Raw genomic sequence first — 21804 nt, forward strand, 5'->3', positions numbered from 1 at the left:
CTGAATTCTTCTGGTTCCGCCCAACGCGGACCCAACACACACAATCGGCCTGCCGAGACCATCCGGTCCGGCGGGCTTTTCTATGTCAATCAGCGTGACACTGTGCAGTGTCGCGCCCTCACATGAATCGAAAGGACAGGACATGTTCAACAAGATCCTGATTGCGAACCGAGGCGAGATTGCTTGCCGCGTGATCAAGACCGCCCGCAAAATGGGTATTCAGACGGTGGCGATCTATTCGGATGCCGACCGTGATGCGCTTCATGTGAAGATGGCGGACGAGGCCGTTCATATCGGCCCCCCACCGGCCAACCAGTCCTACATCGTCATCGACAACGTGATGAAGGCGGTCAAGGAAACCGGCGCCGAAGCGGTTCACCCTGGTTATGGCTTCCTGTCGGAAAACTCGAAATTTGCCGAAGCGCTGGAAGCTGAAGGCGTCGCCTTCGTCGGCCCGCCCAAAGGCGCGATCGAGGCGATGGGTGACAAGATCACCTCGAAGAAGATTGCACAGGAAGCCGATGTTTCGACGGTTCCCGGTTATATGGGCCTGATCGAAGACGCGGATGACGCGGTTAAGATTTCGAACCAGGTCGGGTATCCGGTGATGATCAAAGCCTCGGCCGGTGGCGGCGGTAAAGGCATGCGCATCGCGTGGAACGACGAAGAGGCCCGCGAAGGTTTCCAGTCGTCCAAAAACGAAGCGGCCAACAGCTTCGGTGATGATCGTATCTTCATCGAAAAGTTCGTGACCCAGCCGCGTCACATTGAAATTCAGGTTCTGTGCGACAGCCATGGCAATGGTATTTATCTGGGCGAGCGCGAGTGCTCGATCCAGCGTCGTAACCAGAAAGTGGTCGAAGAAGCCCCGTCGCCTTTCCTTGACGAGGCAACCCGCAAAGCCATGGGCGAACAGGCTGTCGCTCTGGCGCAGGCAGTAGACTACGCCAGCGCCGGCACGGTGGAATTCATCGTCGATGGTGACCGGAACTTCTATTTCCTTGAGATGAACACACGTTTGCAGGTGGAACACCCCGTGACCGAGCTGATCACCGGCGTTGACCTTGTGGAGCAGATGATCCGCGTGGCCGCAGGCGAGAAGCTGACGATCACACAAGATGACGTGAAGCTGAACGGTTGGGCCATCGAAAACCGCGTTTACGCGGAAGATCCCTATCGCAACTTCCTGCCCTCGATCGGTCGTCTGAGCCGTTACCGTCCGCCAGCAGAAGTGGCCGCTGGCCCGATGCTGGACAACGGTAAATGGGCAGACGAAGCGACCGAAGGTTCGACAGCTGTACGTAACGACACCGGCGTTTATGACGGCGGCGAGATCTCGATGTACTACGACCCGATGATTGCCAAGCTTTGCACATGGGCGCCGACCCGTGACGAGGCGATTGAAGCCATGCGCAACGCGCTGGACAGCTTCGAGCTGGAAGGCATTGGTCATAACCTGCCGTTTGTCAGCGCCGTGATGGATCACCCGATCTTCATCAAGGGCGAGATGACCACCGCCTTTATCGAGGAACAGTACCCCGACGGGTTCGAAGGTGTGGAGCTGGGCAAAGACGCCCTGAAGCGCATCGCAGCCTCGGCGGCGGCTATGTACCGCGTTGCGGAAATCCGTCGCACCCGTATCTCGGGCCGCATGGACAACCACGAGCGTAAAGTGGGCAAGCACTGGGTTGTGACGCTGCAAGGCGAAGAGTTCCCGGTCAAGATCAAGGCCGACAAGAAGGGCTCGACCATCAAGTTCGAAGACGGCACGAAAATGCGCGTCGCCTCGGACTGGACGCCGGGCGACAGCCTTGCCACGCTGGATGTGGACGGATCGCCACTGGTTCTGAAGGTCGACAAGATCACCTCGGGCTTCCGTATGCGCTCGCGCGGTGCTGACCTGAAAGTGCATGTGCGTACGCCGCGTCAGGCCGAACTGGCCCGTTTGATGCCGGAAAAACTGCCGCCGGATACCTCGAAAATGCTGCTGTGCCCGATGCCGGGTCTGGTGGTGAAGGTCGATGTTGAAGTCGGTCAGGAAGTGCAGGAAGGTCAGGCACTGTGCACGATCGAAGCCATGAAAATGGAAAACATCCTGCGCGCCGAGAAGAAGGGCATCGTCTCTAAGATCAACGCGGGCGCTGGCGACAGCCTTGCTGTTGACGAAGTGATCATGGAGTTCGAATAACATGACCAAGGCCACCACGTTGTCCCGCACGTCGGGACAGCTGACACTGATGTCAGTGCTGATCAGCGTGGTGGCCTTCGCGCTTTATCAGGGCGTTGCCCTGGTGCGGGCGGGTGTTTTCGAATACCCGCTCGATGACGTTTACATCCACCTTGCGGTTGCCGAACAGATCGCCGCTGGTGGCTATGGCGTGAACCCGGGCGAGTTCACCTCGGCCGCGTCCTCGCCGATTTATCCCTTTTTGCTGACAGCCTTTGCAGGTACGGCCGCACAAGCGTGGCTTCCCCTGTTCTGGAATACCGTCGCCATGTTGCTGGGCGCTGTACTTTGGGCACGGATCGTGTCGAAAAGTGGTGCGTCGCGGGGCTGGATGCTAACCTTTGCGGCCCTTGGCCCCTTGGCGTTCAACTTTGCCGGTGCAGCTATGGTCGGCATGGAGCACAGCCTGCATGTTCTGGCCAGCCTCGCCGTTCTGCGCGGGCTTCAGATCCAGATGGACGAGGGCCGCATTAGCTGGCTTCTGGTTGCCGGGATGGTGCTTGGCCCAATGATCCGTTTCGAAGGTTTGGCCGTGACTGGCGGGGGCGCGCTTGTCCTACTGCTGATGGGCCGCACGGCGATCGCTATTGGTTTGTTCGCGGCGGCTTCTGCACTTGTTGCAGGGTTCATGTATTTCCTGACCTCGCTGGGGTTGGAGCCTTTGCCCAACTCGGTCATGGCAAAACTGTCCGGCAGTGGACATGACAGGTTCTCGCCAGCCGATCTGCCGATCAAACTGCTGGTCCAACTGTTTTCCAGCAAAGCCGTTGTGCTGCTGATCACGGTTCTCTGCGCGGTTGCTCTGTTGGCCCGTCCCGGTATCGACCGCCGCTTGCGTACCCTGTTGGTCGGGGCCGCGTTCACCGGATTTGGCCATTTGCTTCTGGGCCAGTTCGGCTGGTTCGAACGCTACGAGCTGTACGCTATGACCTTCGTGCTTGGCCTTGTGATGATGGTCGTCCTGCGGGACGAGACGTTGCACACGATGCGCCTGCTTCTTCTTGTGGGTTTCGGATTTCTGGGGGCTGCCTATGGCCATTGGCTGCTGTTCAACGGCACCAACGGCCCGAACGCGATCTATTCGCAGCACGGCAATATGAGCCGCTTCGTGAAAGAGGTGTACCAGAAACCCGTCGCCGTGAATGATCTGGGATATGTGGTTTGGGCCAATGACAATCAGGTGCTCGACCTGTGGGGCTTGGCGTCCTACGAGGCGCTGAAGATCCGGTTGGATGATCCCTATCCCGGCTGGGCCGCGGATTTGGTGAGTGATGCTGGGGTCGAGCTGGCGATCGTTTATGACCGCTGGATTGACGAAGGTATCGGAGCAGATTGGATCAAGGTTGGAACGCTGACCTTCACAGGCGGACCAGCGTTTCTTGGCGGCTATGACGTAAGCTTCTATGCGACCGTTCCGACTGCCGCCGACGGCATCCGCCGCCAACTGACCGAATATGCTCCGCGTGTGCAGGGTGACGCGGTCCTGACCGTGATCGACGAAGGTGCGGGATGAGCTTTCTGCGCCATATCCCCCTTGCTGCTGCCACCAGCATTACGCTTTTGACGGGCTGCAACCTGCATGGTGAGGCCGATTTGCGCGCGGCCCTTGGTCAATACTTCACACTTGGAGACACCCTGTCTTTCGAAAGCAAAATGACCTGCACCGCCGCCGTGTTCCGCGCCGCGCTGAACGATGTGAAGCCCGAGATGCCGATGGCCGCGACCAGCGTCGAAACACAAAAGCTTTTCCGAAGCGCAGGCAAAGCTGCCGTGCGCGCCGAGGGGCAGACACCACATGCCCTGACGGACGAAATGCTGACGTCTGAGGATGGCGCCTTTGGCCGTCAGGCGCTTGCCGCCGCCGCGCTGGTTGGAAAATGCCTGTCGGATACGGACAGCCAAGACTTTCACCGCGCCCTGACGCGGCCCGGTGCGACGATTGCCTATGACACTGGGGTAGGGGGTGTCATGATCCTCGATCCCGTAGAACGAAAACTCTTTTTTGCCGCCGGAGATCCTCTGTGACCCGCGGCTCGGAACCAGCCAGCGCCCACGGGCGCGCCAAGACGAAAAGGACGACAATATGAGCGACACAAAGAACTGGAAGGAACTGGCCGAGAAGGAACTTCGTGGCCGTGCCCTTGATGATTTGACTTGGAACACGCTGGAAGGGATCGACGTGAAGCCGCTTTATACGGCGGAAGACACGGCTGATCTTGACCATATGGGCACGCTGCCCGGCTTTGGCCCGTTTACCCGCGGTGTGAAGGCGACCATGTATGCGGGGCGCCCGTGGACGATCCGTCAATACGCAGGCTTCTCGACCGCCGAAGAATCCAACGCCTTCTACCGCCGCAACCTTGCTGCTGGTCAGCAGGGCGTGTCGGTTGCCTTCGACCTTGCCACGCACCGTGGTTACGACTCGGATCACCCGCGCGTTGTGGGTGATGTGGGTAAAGCAGGTGTGGCGATCGATAGCGTCGAAGACATGAAGATTCTGTTCGACGGCATTCCGCTGGATAAGGTCTCGGTCTCGATGACCATGAACGGCGCGGTTGTCCCGATCCTTGCCAGCTTCATCGTCGCTGGTGAAGAACAAGGCCATGACAAAGCGCTGCTGGCGGGCACCATTCAGAACGACATTCTGAAAGAATTCATGGTGCGTAACACCTATATCTATCCGCCTGAGCCGTCGATGAAGATCATCTCGGACATCATCGAGTATACCTCGAACGAGATGCCGAAATTCAACTCGATCTCGATTTCCGGCTATCACATGCAGGAAGCCGGCGCGAACCTGGTGCAAGAGCTTGCCTATACGCTGGCTGATGGTCGCGAATATGTGCGTGCCGCCATCGAGGCAGGCATGGACGTGGACAAGTTCGCAGGCCGCCTGAGCTTCTTCTTCGCCATCGGCATGAACTTCTTCATGGAAGCCGCAAAACTGCGCGCCGCCCGGACCTTGTGGCACCGCGTAATGACCGAGTTCGGCGCGAAGTCGGAACGGTCGAAAATGCTGCGCACCCACTGTCAGACCTCGGGCGTGTCGCTGCAAGAACAGGATCCCTATAACAACGTGATCCGCACCGCATACGAAGCGATGTCGGCAGCCCTTGGTGGCACCCAGTCGCTGCACACCAACGCGCTGGATGAAGCCATCGCGCTGCCCACCGATTTCTCGGCGCGTATCGCACGTAACACCCAGATCATTCTTCAGGAAGAAACTGGCGTGACCAACGTGGTCGACCCGCTGGCGGGCTCTTACTATGTGGAAAGCCTGACCGACGAGCTGATCAACAAAGCGTGGGAGCTGATGGAAGAGGTCGAAAGCATGGGCGGCATGACCAAGGCTGTGGCCTCGGGTATGCCGAAACTGCGGATCGAGGAATCGGCAGCCAAGCGTCAGGCGATGATCGACAAAGGTGACGAAGTCATCGTTGGCGTGAACAAGCACAAGCTGGAAAAAGAAGACCCGATCGACATTCTTGACGTGGACAACATGGCCGTGCGTGACAGCCAGATCGCCCGTCTTGAAAACATCCGCGCGACCCGCGACGCTGCTGCGTGTGAAGCCGCTTTGGCTGAGCTGACCCGCCGGTCCAAAGAAGGTGGAAACCTTCTGGAAGCCGCCGTCGAAGCCGCCCGCGCCCGCGCATCCGTAGGAGAGATCTCCATGGCTATGGAAGAAGAGTTCGGCCGTCACCGCGCCGAAGTGAAAACGCTGGCTGGTGTCTATGGCGCGGCTTACGAAGGCGATGAAGGCTTTGCAGCGATCCAGAAATCGGTCGAAGATTTTGCAGACGATGAAGGCCGTCGCCCGCGTATGCTGGTGGTGAAAATGGGTCAGGACGGTCACGACCGTGGTGCCAAGGTTATCGCCACAGCCTTTGCCGATATCGGTTTTGACGTGGACGTAGGCCCGCTGTTCCAGACCCCGGATGAAGCTGCTCAGGACGCCATCGACAACGACGTTCACATCGTGGGGATTTCCTCGCAGGCGGCTGGTCACAAGACGCTGGCTCCGCAGTTGGTGCAGGCTCTGAAAGAGCAGGGTGCCGAGGATATCATCGTGATCTGTGGCGGTGTGATCCCGCAGCAGGACTATGATTTCCTGTATGAGAACGGCGTAAAAGCCATCTTCGGGCCGGGCACCAACATTCCCGAGGCCGCTCAGGACATCCTGAAACTGGTGCGCGAAGCTCGCAGCTAAGGCTGAAAACACTTGCGGCTGGCGGCGTTTCCCGCCAGCCTCATCCCAGACCATCGAAGGGGACGATATGGCTCTGGGAGAAGTAGATCATCTTGTGGTGTCCTCCGCGACCCTGTCAGAAGGCGTCGCGTATATCGAGGACCTGCTTGGGGTGTCCATGTCGGAGGGAGGAGACCATCCGCTCATGGGCACCCACAATGCCCTTCTGTCCCTTGGCCCATCATCCTACTTGGAAGTGATCGCGGTGAACCCAGCCGCCGATGCGCCGGATCACGCGCGTTGGTTCGATCTGGATTACTTCACCGGCCCGGCCCGTTTGACGAACTGGGCTTTGCGTGTGCCGGACCTGCATCAAGCGCTTCAACGTGCGCCGGAGGGATCGGGCGACGAATTGCAACTGTCGCGTGGTGATCTGCACTGGGATATGGCCGTACCCGCCGACGGGCGTTTGCCTTTCGCGGGGTGTGCGCCGGGGCTTCTGTCTTGGAAGGGCGACATGCCTGCGCCGCGATTGCCCGATCATGGGCTGCGGCTCGCTGCGCTTGAAATCACGCATCCTGAAGCCGAAGCGCTAGCCGTCGCACTGCACCCGCTGGTCGAGGACAAGCGCATCTCGGTTCACTCGGGCGCTCCGGGATTGGCCGGGTGGATCGACACGCCAGCAGGGTTGGTTCAGTTGTGATTGTCCGCGCGGCAAGAATGACGGATGCTCCTGCCATTCAGAAGCTGTGGAACCTTGCGATCCTTGAAACGCTGATCACGTTCAACTCTGTTCCGAAAACGCGACTCGAGGTCGAAACGGCCATCGAATCTGCGAAGTGCATGCTGGTTGCTGAAGAGGCTGGGCAAGTGATCGGCTATGCCAGTTTTGACCAGTTTCGAGCCGGGGTCGGGTATGCCCACACTGCAGAGCATTCGATCATGATGGACCCAGATGCGCGCGGGCGCGGGGCTGGACGGTTCTTGATGACTCAGATCGAAGACGAAGCCCGCACCCAAGGGTTTCATTCGATGATCGCCGGCGTGTCACGGTCAAACCCGATGGGAGAACCGTTCCATGCGGCCATGGGGTATCAGACTGTTGGGGTTATCCCACAGGCTGGGCGAAAGCACGATCAGTGGCATGATCTTGTGCTGATGCAGAAAATCCTGTGACCCGCTGGAGAAAGCCGCTAACACTTCCCTATGTCGATCTGGTCTAGAATATCCGACGCGCTGTCCGCGCTTGCCAAAGGCGAAACCCTGTCAGATGTGTTCTCACATCTGCGCACACCGCCTGAAAGATCCGCCGGTTTTGCAATCGCTGTTATTGCGCTGGGTGCGAAGATGGCCAAAGCAGACGGACTAGTCACACGCGACGAGGTGTCAGCCTTCCGCGAGGTGTTCACCATCCCCCAGTCGGAAGAAAAGAACGCAGCCCGCCTGTTCAATCTGGCCCGCACTGACGTCGCCGGGTTCGAGCTGTATGCTCAACGGGTCGCGGCGATGTTTGGCCCCGACGATCCCGCGCTTTGCGACTTGATGGAGGGGCTATTTCACATCGCGCTTGCCGATGGCGAATACCACCCCGGCGAGAACGCCTATTTGGAAGAGGTCGCGCGGATCTTCGGTATGCCCGATGAGCGCTTTGCGGCCCTCCGCTCGCGTATGGTTCCGGATGAACACCCCGATCCCTATCGGGTGCTTGGCGTGCCCCGTGACGCAACGATGGCCGAGATCCGCAAGGTCTGGCGGAACGAAGTACGCGAAAGCCACCCTGATCGCATGATTGCGCGTGGCGTCCCGGAAGAGGCCATCAAACTGGCTGAGAAACGTTTGATTGCCGTCAACAGGGCTTGGGAAGAAATCAACGCAGGGCAGGGATGATGCGGATCGCGACCTATAATGTCGAATGGTTCGACAACCTGTTCGATGACGACGGAATCCCGATTGTGGACAATGGGTGGTCCGGTCGTCAGGACGTCACCCGAGCCGCCCAATGGGACGCGGTGGGCAAGGTGTTTCAGGCGATGGATGCCGATGCAGTCATGATCATCGAAGCACCGGATCAGAGCCGCAAACGTGACACCATTCCTGCACTGGAAACCTTTGCTGAGATCTTTGGACTTCGGGCGCGCAAGGCGATGATTGGGTTTGCCAATGACACGCAGCAGGAAATTGCGTTGCTTTATGATCCTCGCGTGATCAGCGCGCGGCATGACCCGCTGGGGGCCGAGAACGTGGATGATGCCTATGCCGCGCCACGGTTTGACAGCAGTTTCGAGCTTGATCTGGACACCGATGCTACACCTGAAATTGTGGTGTTTTCCAAGCCGCCGCTTGAGGTTGCGTTGACCCATCGTGAAAGCGGTAAAGAACTGCGATTGCTTGGCGTGCATGCCAAGTCGAAAGCCCCCCACGGCGCACGTGGAGCGGCTGAAGTTATGCGCGTCGCCATCGAAAATCGCCGTAAGCAAATGGCGCAATGTATTTGGATCCGTCGTCGCGTGGATGAACATCTGGACGTCGGCGAGCCGCTGATCGTGCTGGGCGATTTTAACGATGGTCCGGGATTGGACGAATACGAAAAGCTATTCGGGCGGTCCGGGGTCGAGGTTGTGTTGGGCGAGGGCAAGGCAACCTGCATGTATGACCCACATGCCCGCATGGCGCTGTTGCAACGCACGGGCGTCCGACCAACCACCTCGCGGTTTTATATCGCCAAGGAGAAGCGGTATTTGCAGGCGCTTTTGGACTACATCATGGTGTCTCCGGACCTGCTGGCGACCAAGCCAAATTGGCGCATCTGGCATCCGTTTGATGACTCGCTCTGCTATCAGGATGTTTCTCTGCGCGAGGCGTTGTTGACGGCCTCGGATCACTTCCCGGTATCGATAGATTTGAAGCTCTGACCTTCACATTGGGCTGTGGCTGCCTACATTTAAATTATGAAACATTTTGCGACATCCACTGCCCTTGCTTTGCTTCTAGCGACCGGACCCGCCGTTGCGCAGGACGATACGCCGCCTGACAACCCCGAACTTGCGGAAGGGGCCGAGCTTTTGAACCGGGGCTTTCAACTGCTTCTGGAAGGGCTTGCCAACGAAATAGAACCAATGGCGCAGGAATGGTCCGAGGGCTGGGCCGATCTGGTTGAGAAGTTTGGCGACATGCAGGTCTATCATCCGCCTGAAGTGCTGCCCAATGGGGATATCATCATCCGCCGTCGCACCCCGCTTGATCCATCGGAACCCGGCGAGACGGATATCTGAACCGAACTAGCGTTTCTTCTTCACGATGGGCGTGGCATCCAGCGCGTCGGCCAGTGTCTGGAAACGTGCTTCGGCCACTTCGCCAAACAATCCGTCCGCTTCTTTCTTCAGATACAGAACGAGTTCGCGTTTCTTCGGGAACCAGCGGAGTTCAGCCATGCGCGTCGGGTCTTCAACCGAAAACATGGCTCCGAACCGCATCGCTTTTCCCAAAACTTCGGCCCGGGCCAGCATCTTTTCAGGCAGGATTTCGAAAAGTGGCTCGAAATGCGACCCATCGCGGCTGTTTTTATAGCGATGCAGAAGAGCCAGCCCCAAGAAAACACGTTGTTCATGGGTTAGCCCCCCCAGATTGGCGCGGGTGGCGTTGTCGAAGCAAACCTCGTGCCGGTAATCCGGGTGCGCGCGCCAGCTGACGTCATGCAGCAGACAGGCGGCGCGAATAATGCGCAGGTCATCGGGTTTTAGCGATTTGTAGAGCGGCGTCAGGAACCGAAACAGCGCCTTGCCAAACCCTGGATTGCGCGCGTCTTTCTTTTCCGCGTGGTAACACGCCTCGATCAACGGATCGCGTTTACGCAGCCGGTCGGGCATCTGTTCATATAGCAGCCCCTCGCGGATGCCATAGGAACTGACGGCGATCTCTTTCGGGCGGAAGACGTGCATCAGGCGTTTCAAAACCTGTGCTGCGATAGGGACCAGCGCCATACGGGCCGAGGATGTGCCCGTGTGTTGACGAACCTCGTCCAGATCGACCTCTTCGATCCATTTCAGGGTCTTGGCCAGCGACTTTGGCGTCATCCGGTATTCATGCAGCACGGTCAGAGGATAGCCGCGACGTTCCATGTCCAGGCGCGCAATAGCACGCCACGATCCGCCCACAAGGAACAGCCGTTTGTGGTCGGTACCCATCTCGGCGGCCAGCTCATCCACGACGCGGGCAATCTCGGCCTTCAGACCTTTTTTGCCGCCGGGCACACCTGCAAGTTTCAGGGGCCCAAGGGGCGAGGTGACTCGTTTGCCGACCTCTCCGGTCCGAATATGGGCCAGTTCCAGCGACGAGCCGCCGATGTCACACATAAGCCCCTGCGCTTCGGGCCAGCCCAGAAGGACACCTTGGGCGGACAGGCGGGCTTCTTCCTCGCCGTCGATGACGTAAAGCTCCAACCCGGTTTCGCGCAGAACCTGTTCGCGGAAGTCCGGGCCATCTTCGGCGTCGCGTACCGCAGCGGTGGCGACAGCTGACAGCGGGCCAAGGTTCATGCCGTCGGCCAGCCGTTGAAAGCGTTTGATCGCCGACAAAGCACGGGCGCGACCTTCTGGATGAAGATGACCCGTTTCAGCAATTCCACGGCCCAAGCCGCAGAGGATTTTTTCGTTGAAGAAATAGGCAGGCGAGCGGGCAGCCCCGTCGAATACCACTAGACGAACCGAGTTTGACCCCACATCCACCACGCCAACGCGGCTAAGCCTGCGGGCCGAGGGGTCGTCAAACAGTGGTCGTCCAAACGGGCCCCAATCGTCCCCGGTATCGCCACGTCCGTCCATAGAATCCCCCCGTCTCAGTGAGTGTACTCTAGCGGCGCGTCAGACATATCTCAATCTTGTGAATGCGTTAGTTCGGGCACATCCGAGGCACCGGCGGATCCGCGGCCCGATAGGGACGAGTTTTCCATGAAGAAGCGGTGGCAGTTGAACGGACGCTCGATCACGCCAAGATCTGCGCGGCTGAACTTGCCGTCCGGCCCCATCACCCAGCTTTGCGCGACATCTGCAAGATTTGCGGCCATGATCTGGCTGACGATCTGGGCCTTCACGGTGGCGTTCTTGATCTCGACCAGCGTTTCCACGCGGCGGTTCAGGTTGCGGCCCATCCAATCGGCTGAGGACATGAAGACGCGCGCTTTTTTCGACGGCAAGCCATGGCCATTGCCGAAGCAAACAATGCGCGAGTGTTCAAGGAACCGGCCCACGATAGACTTGACCCGGATGTTCTCTGACAGCCCCTTGATGCCGGGCCGAAGCCCGCAGATGCCGCGCACCACGAGGCTGATTTTCACACCCGCTTGGCTGGCTTCGTAAAGCGCGTCGATGACGTCCGGTTCGACCAGAGAGTTCATTTTAGCCCAGATTTGCGCTGGCTTGCCCTCTTTTGCGAACGCGGCTTCGTTCTGGATCCGCTTGATCAAGGACGACTTTAGGTCCAGCGGAGAAATGGCCAGATTCTCAAGGCTTTGCGGTTCGGCGTACCCGGAAAGATAGTTGAAGACCCGCGTTGCGTCGCGCCCCAGAGCGGTGTCACAGGTAAAGAGGCTCAGGTCGGTATAAATCCGCGCCGTAATCGGGTGATAGTTCCCGGTGCCATAGTGCGTATACGTGACCAGCTCGTCTCCTTCACGCCGCACCACGGTCGAGATCTTGGCGTGGGTTTTATAGTTGATGAATCCATAGGTCACATGCGCACCCGCACGTTCCAGCCGTCGCGACTGACGGATGTTGGCGGCTTCGTCAAAACGGGCCTTCAGCTCGACCAGCGCGGTAACCGACTTGCCATCTTCAGCGGCTTCACACAGCGCCTTCACGATCGGGCTGTCATGGGACGTGCGATAGAGCGTCTGCTTAATCGCAACAACATTGGGGTCACGCGCGGCCTGATGCAGGAAGCGGACCACCATGTCGAAGGTTTCATAGGGGTGGTGCAGCAGCATGTCCTTTTGCCGGATCGCTGCGAACATATCGCCCTCGTGGTCCTGCACGCGTTCGGGAACTCGCGGCGTGAAACTTGGCCACAGCAGATCTGGACGCTCTTTCAAGACCAGCTCGCTTAGATCGGCCATGCCAATCATGCCGTTTGCCTCGACGATCTCTTGGCTCGAGATACGCAGCTCGCGTTTGATCATGGACAGAAGGGCAGAGGGGGCGCCAGCGGTGATCTTCAGACGGACAACTCCGCCCCGGCGGCGGCGTTTCAAGGCAGTTTCGAATTCGCGAACCAGATCTTCGGCTTCGTCTTCGACCTCAAGATCGCTGTCGCGCAGGATACGGAAGGCGCAATGACCTTTTTCTTCGTATCCGGGGAAAAGCTGGTTCAGATGCTCAAGCAGCAGGTCTTCCAGCGGCAGGAAACGGAACTGGCCGTCGCCTGCGGGCAGGGGGACGAAGCGGTCAATCTGATGCGGGATCGGCAGTAGCGCCTTCAGTTTTTGCTTGTCCTTGGCACGTTCCAATTGCAACGCCAGCGAATAGCCGGTGTTTGGGATGAAGGGGAACGGGTGGGCTGGGTCGATGGCCAACGGGGACAGAACCGGGAAAACCTGAGTCAGAAAGACATGGTCCAGATGGGTGCGGTCTGCATCGGTCAGATCTTCACGGCGGGCGATGATGATACCTTCCGTGCGCATTTCACCCGACAGGATTTCAAACACGGATTGCTGCCGCGCCATCAACGCGCGGGCATCCGCGTCGATCAGCTTCAGCTGTTCGCTGGGGCTAAGGCCGTCGGCTGCTGGGGTCGATACGCCTTCGCGAACCAACTCGCGCAGACCTGCGACACGCACGGTATAAAACTCGTCCAAGTTTGCCGCCGAAATCGACAGAAACCGCAGACGCTCCAACAGCGGAACGCGGTTGTTTTCGGCTTCTTCCAACACACGCCAGTTGAACCCTAGCCAGCTGAGCTCGCGGTTGAAGAACCGTTTTGGGCCTGCAAAATCATCCGCAGGCAGCGCTGTCGCGGGCGGGAAATCGGCGGACAAGAAGTCGGCCAGTGGGAGTTCGGGCGTCTTGGGTGTATTCATGGCTGCACTATATCGCGGGAAACTGTGACGGGAAGGTGACGTTATGCCTCGGTTTCCGGGTCTTTGTCCAGAACGCGTGCCGCCAATACTCGGGTAAGAGCGCGACCTTCTGACAGAGCCGCCTGATCCAGAACCGAGACCAGACGCGCGGCTTCTGCCAGCGACCGCTCCATGCGCGGCAGCAGATAGTCGATCAGGTTGGCGGGAACCGTGATCTGGCGATCATGGAACAGTTTGACCAACACCGCCGAGAGCAACATGTCGTCAGGCGGGTCGAGACGAGCCAAGGTTGTGCCCTCCATCCGGCTTTTCAGGTCGGGCAGGGTCACCCCCCAACGAGACGGGGCCGAGCGGGCAGTGACCAGCAGCGCGCCACCTTCGGCCAAAACCAGATTGTGCAGATGGAACAGCGCTTTCTCTGCCTCGGGATTTCCAGCAATTCGGTCAGCGTCTTCAAGGGCGACGGACTGGCCGGCCAAATCTTCGATCCGAAGGTCAGGCAGAGAGCTGGCCTGAAGAATCTGCGCACCCGAAAGCCCCGCCCAGACATGGGTCAGGTGGGTCTTGCCGGTACCGGCGTCCCCTGCCAAGACAAGCTTTCGATTGGGCCAGTTCTGCCAGCTTTCGATCGTCGCCATGGCATTGGCATTCGATGGGGTGACAAGAAAATCATCCAACCCCTGCGCGGGGTGCGCGGGCAGGTCAAAGGTCAGTTGTTCGGGCATCAGTCGGCTACGTCCTCGTCCAGCGCGGCTTGCTGCCCGGTGATGCCTTGGTAAAGCCGTCCGGTTTGGTACTTGGCGATGAAGAAGCGGGCGACAACGCCGATGGAGGCGGCGACAGGAACAGCGACCAGCATTCCCACAAACCCAAAGAGCGACCCAAAGACCGACAGGGCGAACATCAGCCAGACCGGATGCAGCCCGACGGAACTGCCCACCAGTTTTGGAGTCAGGATGTTGCCTTCAAAGAACTGTCCCAGCGCAAAGATCACGGCAACCGCACCGAGGCTCCACCATTCACCCCAGAACTGGAACAGACCCAGCCCGATGGCCAAAGCGCCACCGACCAGCGCGCCGACATATGGGATGAAGGTGATCAGGCCGGCGATGAAGCCCACGACGAGGCCGAATTGCAGCCCGACAAGCATCAGAGCGACGGCATAGTAGGTACCCAGCACAATGCAGACCGACCCTTGCCCGCGAATGAAGCTGGCCAAGGTGCGGTCGATTTCGCTGGCGATTTGGCGAATGGCAGGACGGTGATCCAACGGCAAAAAGCTGTCAACTTTCTCGACCATCCGGTCCCAGTCTAGCAGCATGTAGAAGGCCACAACGGGCGTAACCACCAACAGGATCACAACGTTGATGACGCTCATCGCCGAGGACAGCAGCGTGCCGACCAGCTCGCCGCCACGTTCCTGAATTTTCTGGCCCAGACTTTCCAGCGACTGTCGCATGGTCGAGCTTTCGTCCATCAGCGCGGGGAAGCGTTCGGTTAGAAAAGCTTGCAGTTCACGCAGCAGGTCCGGGGCGGAATTAGCCAGCGCGACAGCTTGCGACACAAGTGTTGGAATCACCAGAAGGAAACCCAAGATCACGACCAGAACCGCAACAAGCGAGATCACCACCGTTGAAACCACACGCGACAATCCAGCTTTTTCAAGCCGGTCTGCGACAGGGTCCAGAAAATAGGCAATCGCCCCCCCGAGAATGAAAGGCATGATCACATCACCCAGAAACCACAGGGCAAGGGCGAAAATGGCGATGACAATCGACCAGTACTTGGCCTGTGTCTGAACGGGAAGCGGCATATGGGCTCCGGTAAATGAACTTTCTTCTATGTCGCCCAAGCCAACGGGGTTTTCAAGGGTACGGCGAAATATGGCTACTGAAGCCATCGGCCGGTTCTTGCGCCAGTTTTCTAATTCCGCTTGCGCTTGACCAGCTTGTCAGGGTCAATATGGCCCGTCAGACCCTGAAAGGACGATCCATGAACAAGGTTGCAGTTTCTGCCATCGCCATGTCCCTGCTGCTTGCCGCCTGCGAGGGGCACCAGTACGAGCGTAGTACGCCGGGGGTGACCGTGTCGGGTGAAGCAGGGTTCGGTGTTGTCTATGAAGATGGCAAGACCAAGCCGCACACCACAACCACGGTGAGTGTCAGCATGGGCGGATCACTCTGATCAGAGGATCCGTACCCCTTGCCGAGTCAATTCAGTCTGAACTGAAGACATATCCACCTGATCCAGCGATACATTTGATTTGATCGACAGGGCAGCGGCCACTCCGGCGCCTTGTCCTGCTACGGCGCAGCAGGCCATGTTGCGAGTGGCAGCATGGGATGCACGCCGGCCTCTTCGACTAGACGGTCAGCCACCAGTTTGAAGCCTTCGCTGTCCAGCTCATAGCTCAGTGATTGGCTTTCTGGAACGGCGGCACCCATGTCCTTTGCGCGGTCTTCAAACTCGCGTCCGATGCCGCCTGCCTCGACGGTCTCTTCGTGGCGATACCAGGCAAAGCCTTCGACCCCGACCGTGGTGATGTTTCCACCGAAACAGCCGAACCGATCCAAGAGCGTCACCTCTACCCCGGCGCGCGCCGCCGCCAAGGCTGCGGCCAACCCGCCGGGGCCAGACCCCACCACCAGTACATCGGTACGGTGGATGACAGGCGTCCTGCGCGCGGGTTCCATGATGGTGTTTGTCATGCGGGTCTCCTGTTGGTCCGGGCAGAGTGACCGGGCGCACGCGTAAAGCCAAGCAGGATTGCGACGCTTCAGGTCACGTTCAAACAAGTCATATTGGGCGATTGCCCCAGCTCGCGCGATGGCGTAGACCGCTTGGGATGAATGAATGAACAGAGGTCACTATGCGCCTGTCCCGCTATTTCCTGCCCGTGTTGAAAGAAACCCCGTCTGACGCCCAAATCGTCAGTCACCGTTACATGCTGCGGGCCGGCATGATCAAACAGCAAGCCGCCGGGATTTACACCTGGTTGCCGCTGGGCTTCAAAGTCCTGCGCAAGATCGAGAACATCGTGCACGAGGAGCAGATCCGCGCGGGTCACATCCCGATGCAGATGGCGACGATCCAGCCCGCCGACCTGTGGCGCGAAAGCGGTCGCTATGACGACTATGGCGAAGAGATGCTGCGCATCGAAGACCGCCACGGCCGCGACATGCTGTATGGCCCCACGAACGAAGAGGTCATCACCGACGTCTTCCGCTCGAACGTGTCGAGCTATAAGGATCTGCCGCTGACCCTGTACCAAATCCAGTGGAAATTCCGCGACGAGATCCGTCCGCGTTTCGGCGTGATGCGTGGGCGCGAGTTCTACATGAAGGACGGCTATAACTTCGATCTGACCAAGGAAGATGCGCTGCACGCCTATAACCGTCATCTGGTCAGCTACCTGCGCACCTACGAGCGTATGGGCCTGCAAGCTATCCCGATGCGCGCCGATGGTGGCCCGATTGGTGGTGACTATACGCACGAGTTCCTGGTGCTGGCCGAAACCGGCGAAAGCGAAGTGTTCTATGACAGCGCCGTCACCGATCTGACCTTCGGCGATCGCGCGATCGACTATGACAGTGTCGAGCAGTGTCAGGGTGTGCTGGAAGAGTTCACCTCGAAATATGCGCGCACCGATGAAACCCATGACGAAGCCATCTTCAACGAGGTGCCAGAAGAGCGCCGCCGCGTCGCGCGCGGGATCGAAGTGGGGCAGATTTTCTATTTCGGCACCAAGTATTCCGAAAGCATGGGCGCCAAGGTGATCGACAGCGAACAGAAACAGGTGCCAGTCCATATGGGCTCGCACGGGATCGGTGTCAGCCGTCTGCTGGGCGCGATCATCGAAGCGTCGCATGACGATAACGGCATCATCTGGCCCGAAGGTGTGACCCCGTTCCACTGCGGTATCGTGAACCTGAAGCAAGGCGACGAGGCTGCCGATGAGGCCTGTGAAGCGTTGTACAAAGCGCTGACCAATGCAGGGCTTGAGCCGCTTTACGACGACCGCAAGGAACGTGCAGGCGGCAAGTTCGCCACCATGGATCTGATCGGACTGCCGTGGCGCATCACCGTGGGGCCGCGTGGTCTGAAAAATGGTGTGGTCGAAGTGACCAGCCGTCGCACCGGCGAAAGCGAAGAGATGACGCCGGAAGCGGCCGTTGCCAAGATCATCGAGATCTACGAGCCACATCGCGTCTCGGGCCTGTAAGAAAGACCTGAAAGATTGAGAAGCCCTCGGATCTCCGGGGGCTTTTTTCTTGGGGGCGGGGACCAAGTTGAAAAATGGCCCCTTTGACGGGGGAAGCTGCACTGCGCTAGTGTTCGGGAAAACACAACACACAAGTGAGAGCAGACCATGATCCGAACATTGGCCATGATGGGTGGTTTGGCAGGCGCCGTGGCGCTCAGCCAATTCCCCGAGTTCACGCAGCAATACATGCAGCGCCTGTCTGGCGCACGGACGGAGCTGAAAGTGATCACCACCGGGTTCGATCTGACCGCAAAGGCGGCGGGCTACACCCGTGACGAAGCGCTGGGAAAGATGAGCGGATCGGACTTCCAGAATGATCTACGTGATCAAATGCAGGACAACTTCAATCGTTTTGACCGGCTGGATGCGTCCTATGCGGCGCTCCAAGGCACCGAGCCCCTGCTGCGTCTGACCAAGCTTTGGCACTTCCGTGATGTGGATCTGGTCGAACGCACGTGGAACGAATACCGCCCGGCCGTTCCGGTGACGGCCGATGGCATTCTATGTGCAGGGATCGGGTATGTGGGCGGTTGGCTGATCGTGTCGCTGCTTCTGGGCGCGTTTTTACGCCCCTTCCGCAGAATGGCCTGATACCGCCCAAGTGGCCCAAGCAAGCTGCCTTGGGCTGGCGGGCTTAGAAGTTGTAGTTCACACCCAGTTTCACCGTATGGAACAACGGGGTCGCCAAGGTGCTGTTCCCATTCCCGCCGGTCAGTTTGTCTGTTCCAAAATTTGTGTATTCATACTCGCCGGTCAGCGTCCAGCGGTCCGAAATCGGGCGCTCGAAACCAAGGCCAAGAATATAACCGTTGGTGGAATAGGTTTCATCGATGGCGAGTGGGCGGATCGGATTGTTGCTGGTGACGTTGTAGTCAAATTCGGCACGCGTCACACCAACAGTTCCATAGACGAACGAGTCCCAAACCCTCCAAACAGAACCGGCTTTCACGCGAAACGAAAGCGCGTGGTTCAACTTGGTTGATCCACGGACATCGCCATTCCTAAAGGCGTCTTCGACCGGGCCACCCTCAACTGCAAGCTCACCGCCGATGACGAAACTTGAGAACTGCCAGCGATAGCCTGCGCGCAAGGATCCGGTCCAGCCGCTGATATCAAAATCTCCGACGTCAAACGAACTACCTGAAGTGGGATCGATACCCACTTGGTCACCGCCACTGAAGTGATGCCCGATGGTTCCCCCAATATAGGCGCCATGCCAAGGTTTGAGGTCCTCTACGGCAAAGGCCGTGACAGGCGTTTCGATCACTGGATCATGCAGGGAACCCGCATGCGCGTGTCCGGTTGCGATAAGTACGGTCAGGCAGGTTACCAGGCTGGCAGATTTCATCATCGGTAAAACTCGTATTTAATCGTAGAAAAAGATTGACCCTTTCTATCCACAAAATGTGGGAGTGAATACAACTTTTTTTCCAGATCTAGTGTGGCATGGCGTGGCGTCCTTTTGGGACGCGTGCGCCAAACTTATTGGTTGAAAGTAAAGAATAGATTGAAATCATAGGTGAAGACGAAAATCGCCCGCAGGGGTCCTGCGGGCGATGTGTCTGTTGGGTGGAAAAGTGGATCAGTTCTGGCGCGGTGTGATGCGGTTCACGTGACCCATCTTGCGACCCGGTTTGGTGTCGGCTTTGCCATACAGGTGAAGCGAGGCATTGCCTTCGCGCGTGATCTCGGGAACGCGGTCCATATCATCGCCGATCAGGTTTTCCATCACCACGTCGGCATAGCGCGATCCGTCGCCCAGGGGCCAACCTGCAACAGCGCGGATGTGCTGTTCGAACTGGTCAATGGTGCAGCCCTGCTGGGTCCAGTGACCGGAATTGTGCACGCGAGGAGCGATCTCGTTCACGATCAGCCCTTGCTGTGTGACAAACAGCTCAACCCCCATGACGCCCACATAATCCAGTGCGTTCAATATGTTGGCGGCCAGAAGCACCGCGTCCATCCGCTGCGAGGCGGTCAGGTTTGCGGGCACTGTTGTCGTATCCAGAATGCCGTCTTTGTGCACATTCTGGCCGGGATCAAAACAGGCGACGTCGCCGCCGATGCCACGCGCAGCGATCACGCTGACCTCGTGAGTGAAGGTCACGAAGCCCTCCAGCACGGCAGGTGCGCCTTGCATGTCCACCAGTGCGGCATCTGCATCTGCGCCCGACTTTAGCCGCGCCTGTCCCTTGCCGTCATAGCCGAAGCGCCGGGTTTTCAGAATCGAGGGCGCACCAATCTGGGCAACCGCCGAAGCCATATCATCGGGGCTTTCCACATTCGCATAGGGCGCAACCTTCAGGCCCAGACCGGACAGAAAGTCCTTTTCGGTCAGGCGATCTTGGCTGACGCGCAGCGCCTCGCGTCCGGGGCGAATGGGCTTGTGCGCTTCCAGTGCGTCCAGTGCTGTGGTCGGGATGTTCTCGAATTCATAGGTGATGACGTCGACCGAATCCGCGAAAGCTTCCAAAGCCGCAATGTCGTCATATCCTGCAGTGGTCACGCGGTCGGCAACTTGGCCGGCAGGCGGGTTCGCGCCCGGTTCAAAGATATGGGTCTTGAAGCCCAGGCGGGACGCCGCGACCGACAACATACGGCCCAGTTGTCCGCCGCCAAGAATGCCGATGGTGGCACCGGTAGGAAGCATATCAGTCATCGCTTGGTTCATCCGGGATCGAGGCCGACAACGCATCGCGCCACGCGTCCAGCCGGGTTGCAAGATCAGCGTCCGACACGGCCAGAATGCCCGCGGCCATCAAGCCTGCATTGGCCGCGCCAGCAGCGCCGATGGCCATCGTTGCGACCGGGAAGCCCTTGGGCATCTGAACGATGGAGTACAGGCTGTCGACGCCTGACAGCGCGCGCGTTTGCACGGGGACGCCAACGACAGGCACACGGGTTTTCGAAGCCATCATGCCGGGCAGGTGGGCCGCCCCACCAGCGCCTGCGATGATCACATGAAGTCCTCGATCCGCGGCGGTCTTGCCATAATCCCACAAACGGTCCGGGGTGCGGTGCGCCGAGACGATCTTGGTCTCATAAGCAATGCCCAGCTCGTCCAAAATGTTGGCGGCTTCTTTCATCGTTGGCCAGTCCGACTGGCTGCCCATGATGATCCCGACTTTCACGTCCGTCATGCTGTCCTCGCATCCCTTGCGTCAGTTGGCGTTTCCATACAGGCTTCACGCCCCTTGATGCAATGCTGCGTTGCGTCAGGCGATGATATCGGGGGTCAATTTGTCCTCGATCCGGGCGATTTTGTCTTTCAAGGCCAGTTTCTGCTTTTTCAGGCGACGCAGGCGCAACTGATCTGCCCGCCCGCTTTCTTCAAGCGCATGGATGGCTTCGTCCAGATCGCGGTGTTCGGCGCGGAAGACCTCGAGCTCCACGCGGAGCACGTCGTCGGTCTTCATTTCTTTGGCATTGCTCATTTTTTGAGTCGTTCTCGTCGAGTGGTTGCCCGACCATAACGTCAGCCGGGACCAATCGCCAAGTAAAAGCCGCCTTGCAACCAGTTGGAGGGACAACCATATTCATGATGTGGTCGCCTGCGGGGGCCATATGTTACGTGTCGCTTCTTCAAGGACGTGTCTATGACTAAGGTAAGCTTGGGAACGCATCCCTTTTTGTTGGGCTTTGAGCAGCTGGAACGCATGGTCGAACAGGCCGCGAAATCCGGAAAAGATGGCTATCCCCCTTTCAATATCGAACAGGTCTCGGACCGGGCCTATCGGATCACGCTGGCCGTGGCTGGATTTGCGGATGAGGATCTGTCGATCACGGTGGAAAACGCCAAACTTGTGATCCGCGGATCTCAGGGCGACACGGGTGACGGCCGGGTATTTTTACATCGGGGTATTGCCGCCCGCCAGTTCATGAAAAGCTTCGTGCTGGCTGATGGGGTCGAGGTGATGGGTGCCAAGACCGAAAACGGGCTGCTGCACATTGACCTTGAACGCGCCGAGCCGGAAACGGTGGTGCAGACGATCACGATCAACAAAGCGTAAAGCCCGCGTTCGGGCGAAATCGGCCCACTGTCACGCGACATCGCA

General features: G+C 58.8%; 22 protein-coding genes and 1 pseudogene. 13 read left to right on the forward strand and 10 right to left on the reverse strand.

Annotated features, from left to right (window positions below):
- The first annotated feature begins 142 nt into the window (after positions 1 to 142).
- The 9 genes from ALP8811_RS03305 (at position 143) to ALP8811_RS03345 (ending at position 9688) form a co-directional block, all read left to right on the forward strand.
- Complete coding sequence (locus ALP8811_RS03305) at positions 143 to 2188, forward strand: acetyl-CoA carboxylase biotin carboxylase subunit (protein ID WP_108855750.1); 2046 nt, start codon at positions 143 to 145, stop codon at positions 2186 to 2188.
- Position 2189: 1 nt separating this feature from the next.
- Positions 2190 to 3740 carry a DUF8728 domain-containing protein gene (locus tag ALP8811_RS03310; RefSeq protein WP_108855751.1) on the forward strand — a complete coding sequence of 517 codons (1551 nt, stop codon included), beginning with the start codon at positions 2190 to 2192 and terminating at the stop codon, positions 3738 to 3740.
- A complete protein-coding gene (locus tag ALP8811_RS03315) occupies positions 3737 to 4252 on the forward strand; it encodes a hypothetical protein (protein WP_108855752.1) in 516 nt (171 codons plus the stop codon). The genes ALP8811_RS03310 and ALP8811_RS03315 overlap by 4 nt, the downstream gene beginning before the upstream one ends.
- Positions 4253 to 4310: 58 nt before the next feature.
- The gene (gene scpA / locus ALP8811_RS03320) at positions 4311 to 6437 is read left to right on the forward strand and encodes a methylmalonyl-CoA mutase (protein ID WP_108855753.1); all 2127 of its coding nucleotides are present in this window, start codon (positions 4311 to 4313) and stop codon (positions 6435 to 6437) included.
- A 67-nt stretch (positions 6438 to 6504) separates the two neighbouring features.
- Positions 6505 to 7119: a VOC family protein gene (locus tag ALP8811_RS03325; protein ID WP_108855754.1), complete on the forward strand. Its 615-nt coding sequence runs from the start codon at positions 6505 to 6507 to the stop codon at positions 7117 to 7119.
- Positions 7120 to 7136: 17 nt separating this feature from the next.
- Complete coding sequence (locus ALP8811_RS03330; protein WP_108855755.1) at positions 7137 to 7592, forward strand: GNAT family N-acetyltransferase; 456 nt, start codon at positions 7137 to 7139, stop codon at positions 7590 to 7592.
- 30 nt (positions 7593 to 7622) lie between these two features.
- A complete protein-coding gene (locus tag ALP8811_RS03335; protein WP_108855756.1) occupies positions 7623 to 8303 on the forward strand; it encodes a molecular chaperone DjiA in 681 nt (226 codons plus the stop codon).
- Positions 8303 to 9328 (forward strand): endonuclease/exonuclease/phosphatase family protein, encoded by a 1026-nt coding sequence (locus ALP8811_RS03340; RefSeq protein ID WP_108855757.1) that lies wholly within the window; start codon positions 8303 to 8305, stop codon positions 9326 to 9328. The genes ALP8811_RS03335 and ALP8811_RS03340 overlap by 1 nt, the downstream gene beginning before the upstream one ends.
- A gap of 36 nt (positions 9329 to 9364) precedes the next feature.
- A complete protein-coding gene (locus ALP8811_RS03345) occupies positions 9365 to 9688 on the forward strand; it encodes a hypothetical protein (protein ID WP_108855758.1) in 324 nt (107 codons plus the stop codon).
- A 6-nt stretch (positions 9689 to 9694) separates the two neighbouring features.
- Here ALP8811_RS03345 and ALP8811_RS03350 read toward each other — a convergent pair whose 3' ends face one another.
- Genes ALP8811_RS03350 through ALP8811_RS03365 form a run of 4 tightly spaced genes read right to left on the reverse strand, consistent with a single transcriptional unit; the run spans position 9695 to position 15298 of the window.
- Positions 9695 to 11236: a Ppx/GppA family phosphatase gene (locus ALP8811_RS03350; protein WP_108855759.1), complete on the reverse strand. Its 1542-nt coding sequence runs from the start codon at positions 11234 to 11236 to the stop codon at positions 9695 to 9697.
- Between the two features lie 50 nt (positions 11237 to 11286).
- On the reverse strand, positions 11287 to 13485 hold the full coding sequence (locus ALP8811_RS03355) for an RNA degradosome polyphosphate kinase (RefSeq protein WP_108855760.1): 2199 nt from the start codon (positions 13483 to 13485) through the stop codon (positions 11287 to 11289).
- Positions 13486 to 13526: 41 nt separating this feature from the next.
- Complete coding sequence (locus ALP8811_RS03360; RefSeq protein WP_108855761.1) at positions 13527 to 14210, reverse strand: P-loop NTPase family protein; 684 nt, start codon at positions 14208 to 14210, stop codon at positions 13527 to 13529.
- Entirely contained in the window at positions 14210 to 15298 is a 1089-nt protein-coding gene (locus ALP8811_RS03365; RefSeq protein ID WP_108855762.1) for an AI-2E family transporter, read from the reverse strand. Before ALP8811_RS03365 ends, ALP8811_RS03360 begins: the two co-directional genes overlap by 1 nt.
- Before the next feature lie 179 nt (positions 15299 to 15477).
- Here ALP8811_RS03365 and ALP8811_RS03370 point away from each other — a divergent pair, with 179 nt between their 5' ends.
- Positions 15478 to 15669, forward strand: coding sequence for a hypothetical protein (locus ALP8811_RS03370; protein WP_108855763.1), 192 nt, complete (start codon positions 15478 to 15480; stop codon positions 15667 to 15669).
- Here ALP8811_RS03370 and ALP8811_RS16550 read toward each other — a convergent pair whose 3' ends face one another.
- Positions 15670 to 15807, reverse strand: coding sequence for an FAD-dependent oxidoreductase (locus ALP8811_RS16550; protein WP_108855764.1), 138 nt, complete (start codon positions 15805 to 15807; stop codon positions 15670 to 15672).
- 11 nt (positions 15808 to 15818) lie between these two features.
- A pseudogene (locus tag ALP8811_RS03380) lies at positions 15819 to 16193 on the reverse strand (FAD-dependent oxidoreductase); the annotation flags it as partial.
- A gap of 161 nt (positions 16194 to 16354) precedes the next feature.
- Here ALP8811_RS03380 and proS point away from each other — a divergent pair.
- A complete protein-coding gene (proS, locus tag ALP8811_RS03385) occupies positions 16355 to 17707 on the forward strand; it encodes a proline--tRNA ligase (protein ID WP_108855765.1) in 1353 nt (450 codons plus the stop codon).
- A gap of 147 nt (positions 17708 to 17854) precedes the next feature.
- Positions 17855 to 18340, forward strand: coding sequence for a DUF2937 family protein (locus ALP8811_RS03390; RefSeq protein WP_108855766.1), 486 nt, complete (start codon positions 17855 to 17857; stop codon positions 18338 to 18340).
- A gap of 43 nt (positions 18341 to 18383) precedes the next feature.
- On the opposite strand, the gene ALP8811_RS03395 is transcribed toward ALP8811_RS03390, so the two are convergent.
- The 4 genes from ALP8811_RS03395 to ALP8811_RS03410 all read right to left on the reverse strand — a co-directional run bounded on the left by ALP8811_RS03395 (position 18384) and on the right by ALP8811_RS03410 (position 21183).
- A complete protein-coding gene (locus ALP8811_RS03395; protein ID WP_181363679.1) occupies positions 18384 to 19097 on the reverse strand; it encodes an outer membrane protein in 714 nt (237 codons plus the stop codon).
- A gap of 234 nt (positions 19098 to 19331) precedes the next feature.
- The gene (locus tag ALP8811_RS03400) at positions 19332 to 20408 is read right to left on the reverse strand and encodes a 5-(carboxyamino)imidazole ribonucleotide synthase (protein WP_108855768.1); all 1077 of its coding nucleotides are present in this window, start codon (positions 20406 to 20408) and stop codon (positions 19332 to 19334) included.
- Positions 20401 to 20889 (reverse strand): 5-(carboxyamino)imidazole ribonucleotide mutase, encoded by a 489-nt coding sequence (purE, locus tag ALP8811_RS03405; protein WP_108855769.1) that lies wholly within the window; start codon positions 20887 to 20889, stop codon positions 20401 to 20403. Before purE ends, ALP8811_RS03400 begins: the two co-directional genes overlap by 8 nt.
- Before the next feature lie 75 nt (positions 20890 to 20964).
- Complete coding sequence (locus ALP8811_RS03410) at positions 20965 to 21183, reverse strand: YdcH family protein (RefSeq protein WP_108855770.1); 219 nt, start codon at positions 21181 to 21183, stop codon at positions 20965 to 20967.
- 162 nt (positions 21184 to 21345) lie between these two features.
- On the opposite strand from ALP8811_RS03410, the gene ALP8811_RS03415 reads away from it, so the two are divergent.
- Positions 21346 to 21759 (forward strand): Hsp20 family protein, encoded by a 414-nt coding sequence (locus tag ALP8811_RS03415; protein ID WP_108855771.1) that lies wholly within the window; start codon positions 21346 to 21348, stop codon positions 21757 to 21759.
- The last annotated feature ends 45 nt before the right edge of the window (positions 21760 to 21804 follow it).

This window comes from Aliiroseovarius pelagivivens (assembly GCF_900302485.1).
Lineage (GTDB): Bacteria > Pseudomonadota > Alphaproteobacteria > Rhodobacterales > Rhodobacteraceae > Aliiroseovarius > Aliiroseovarius pelagivivens.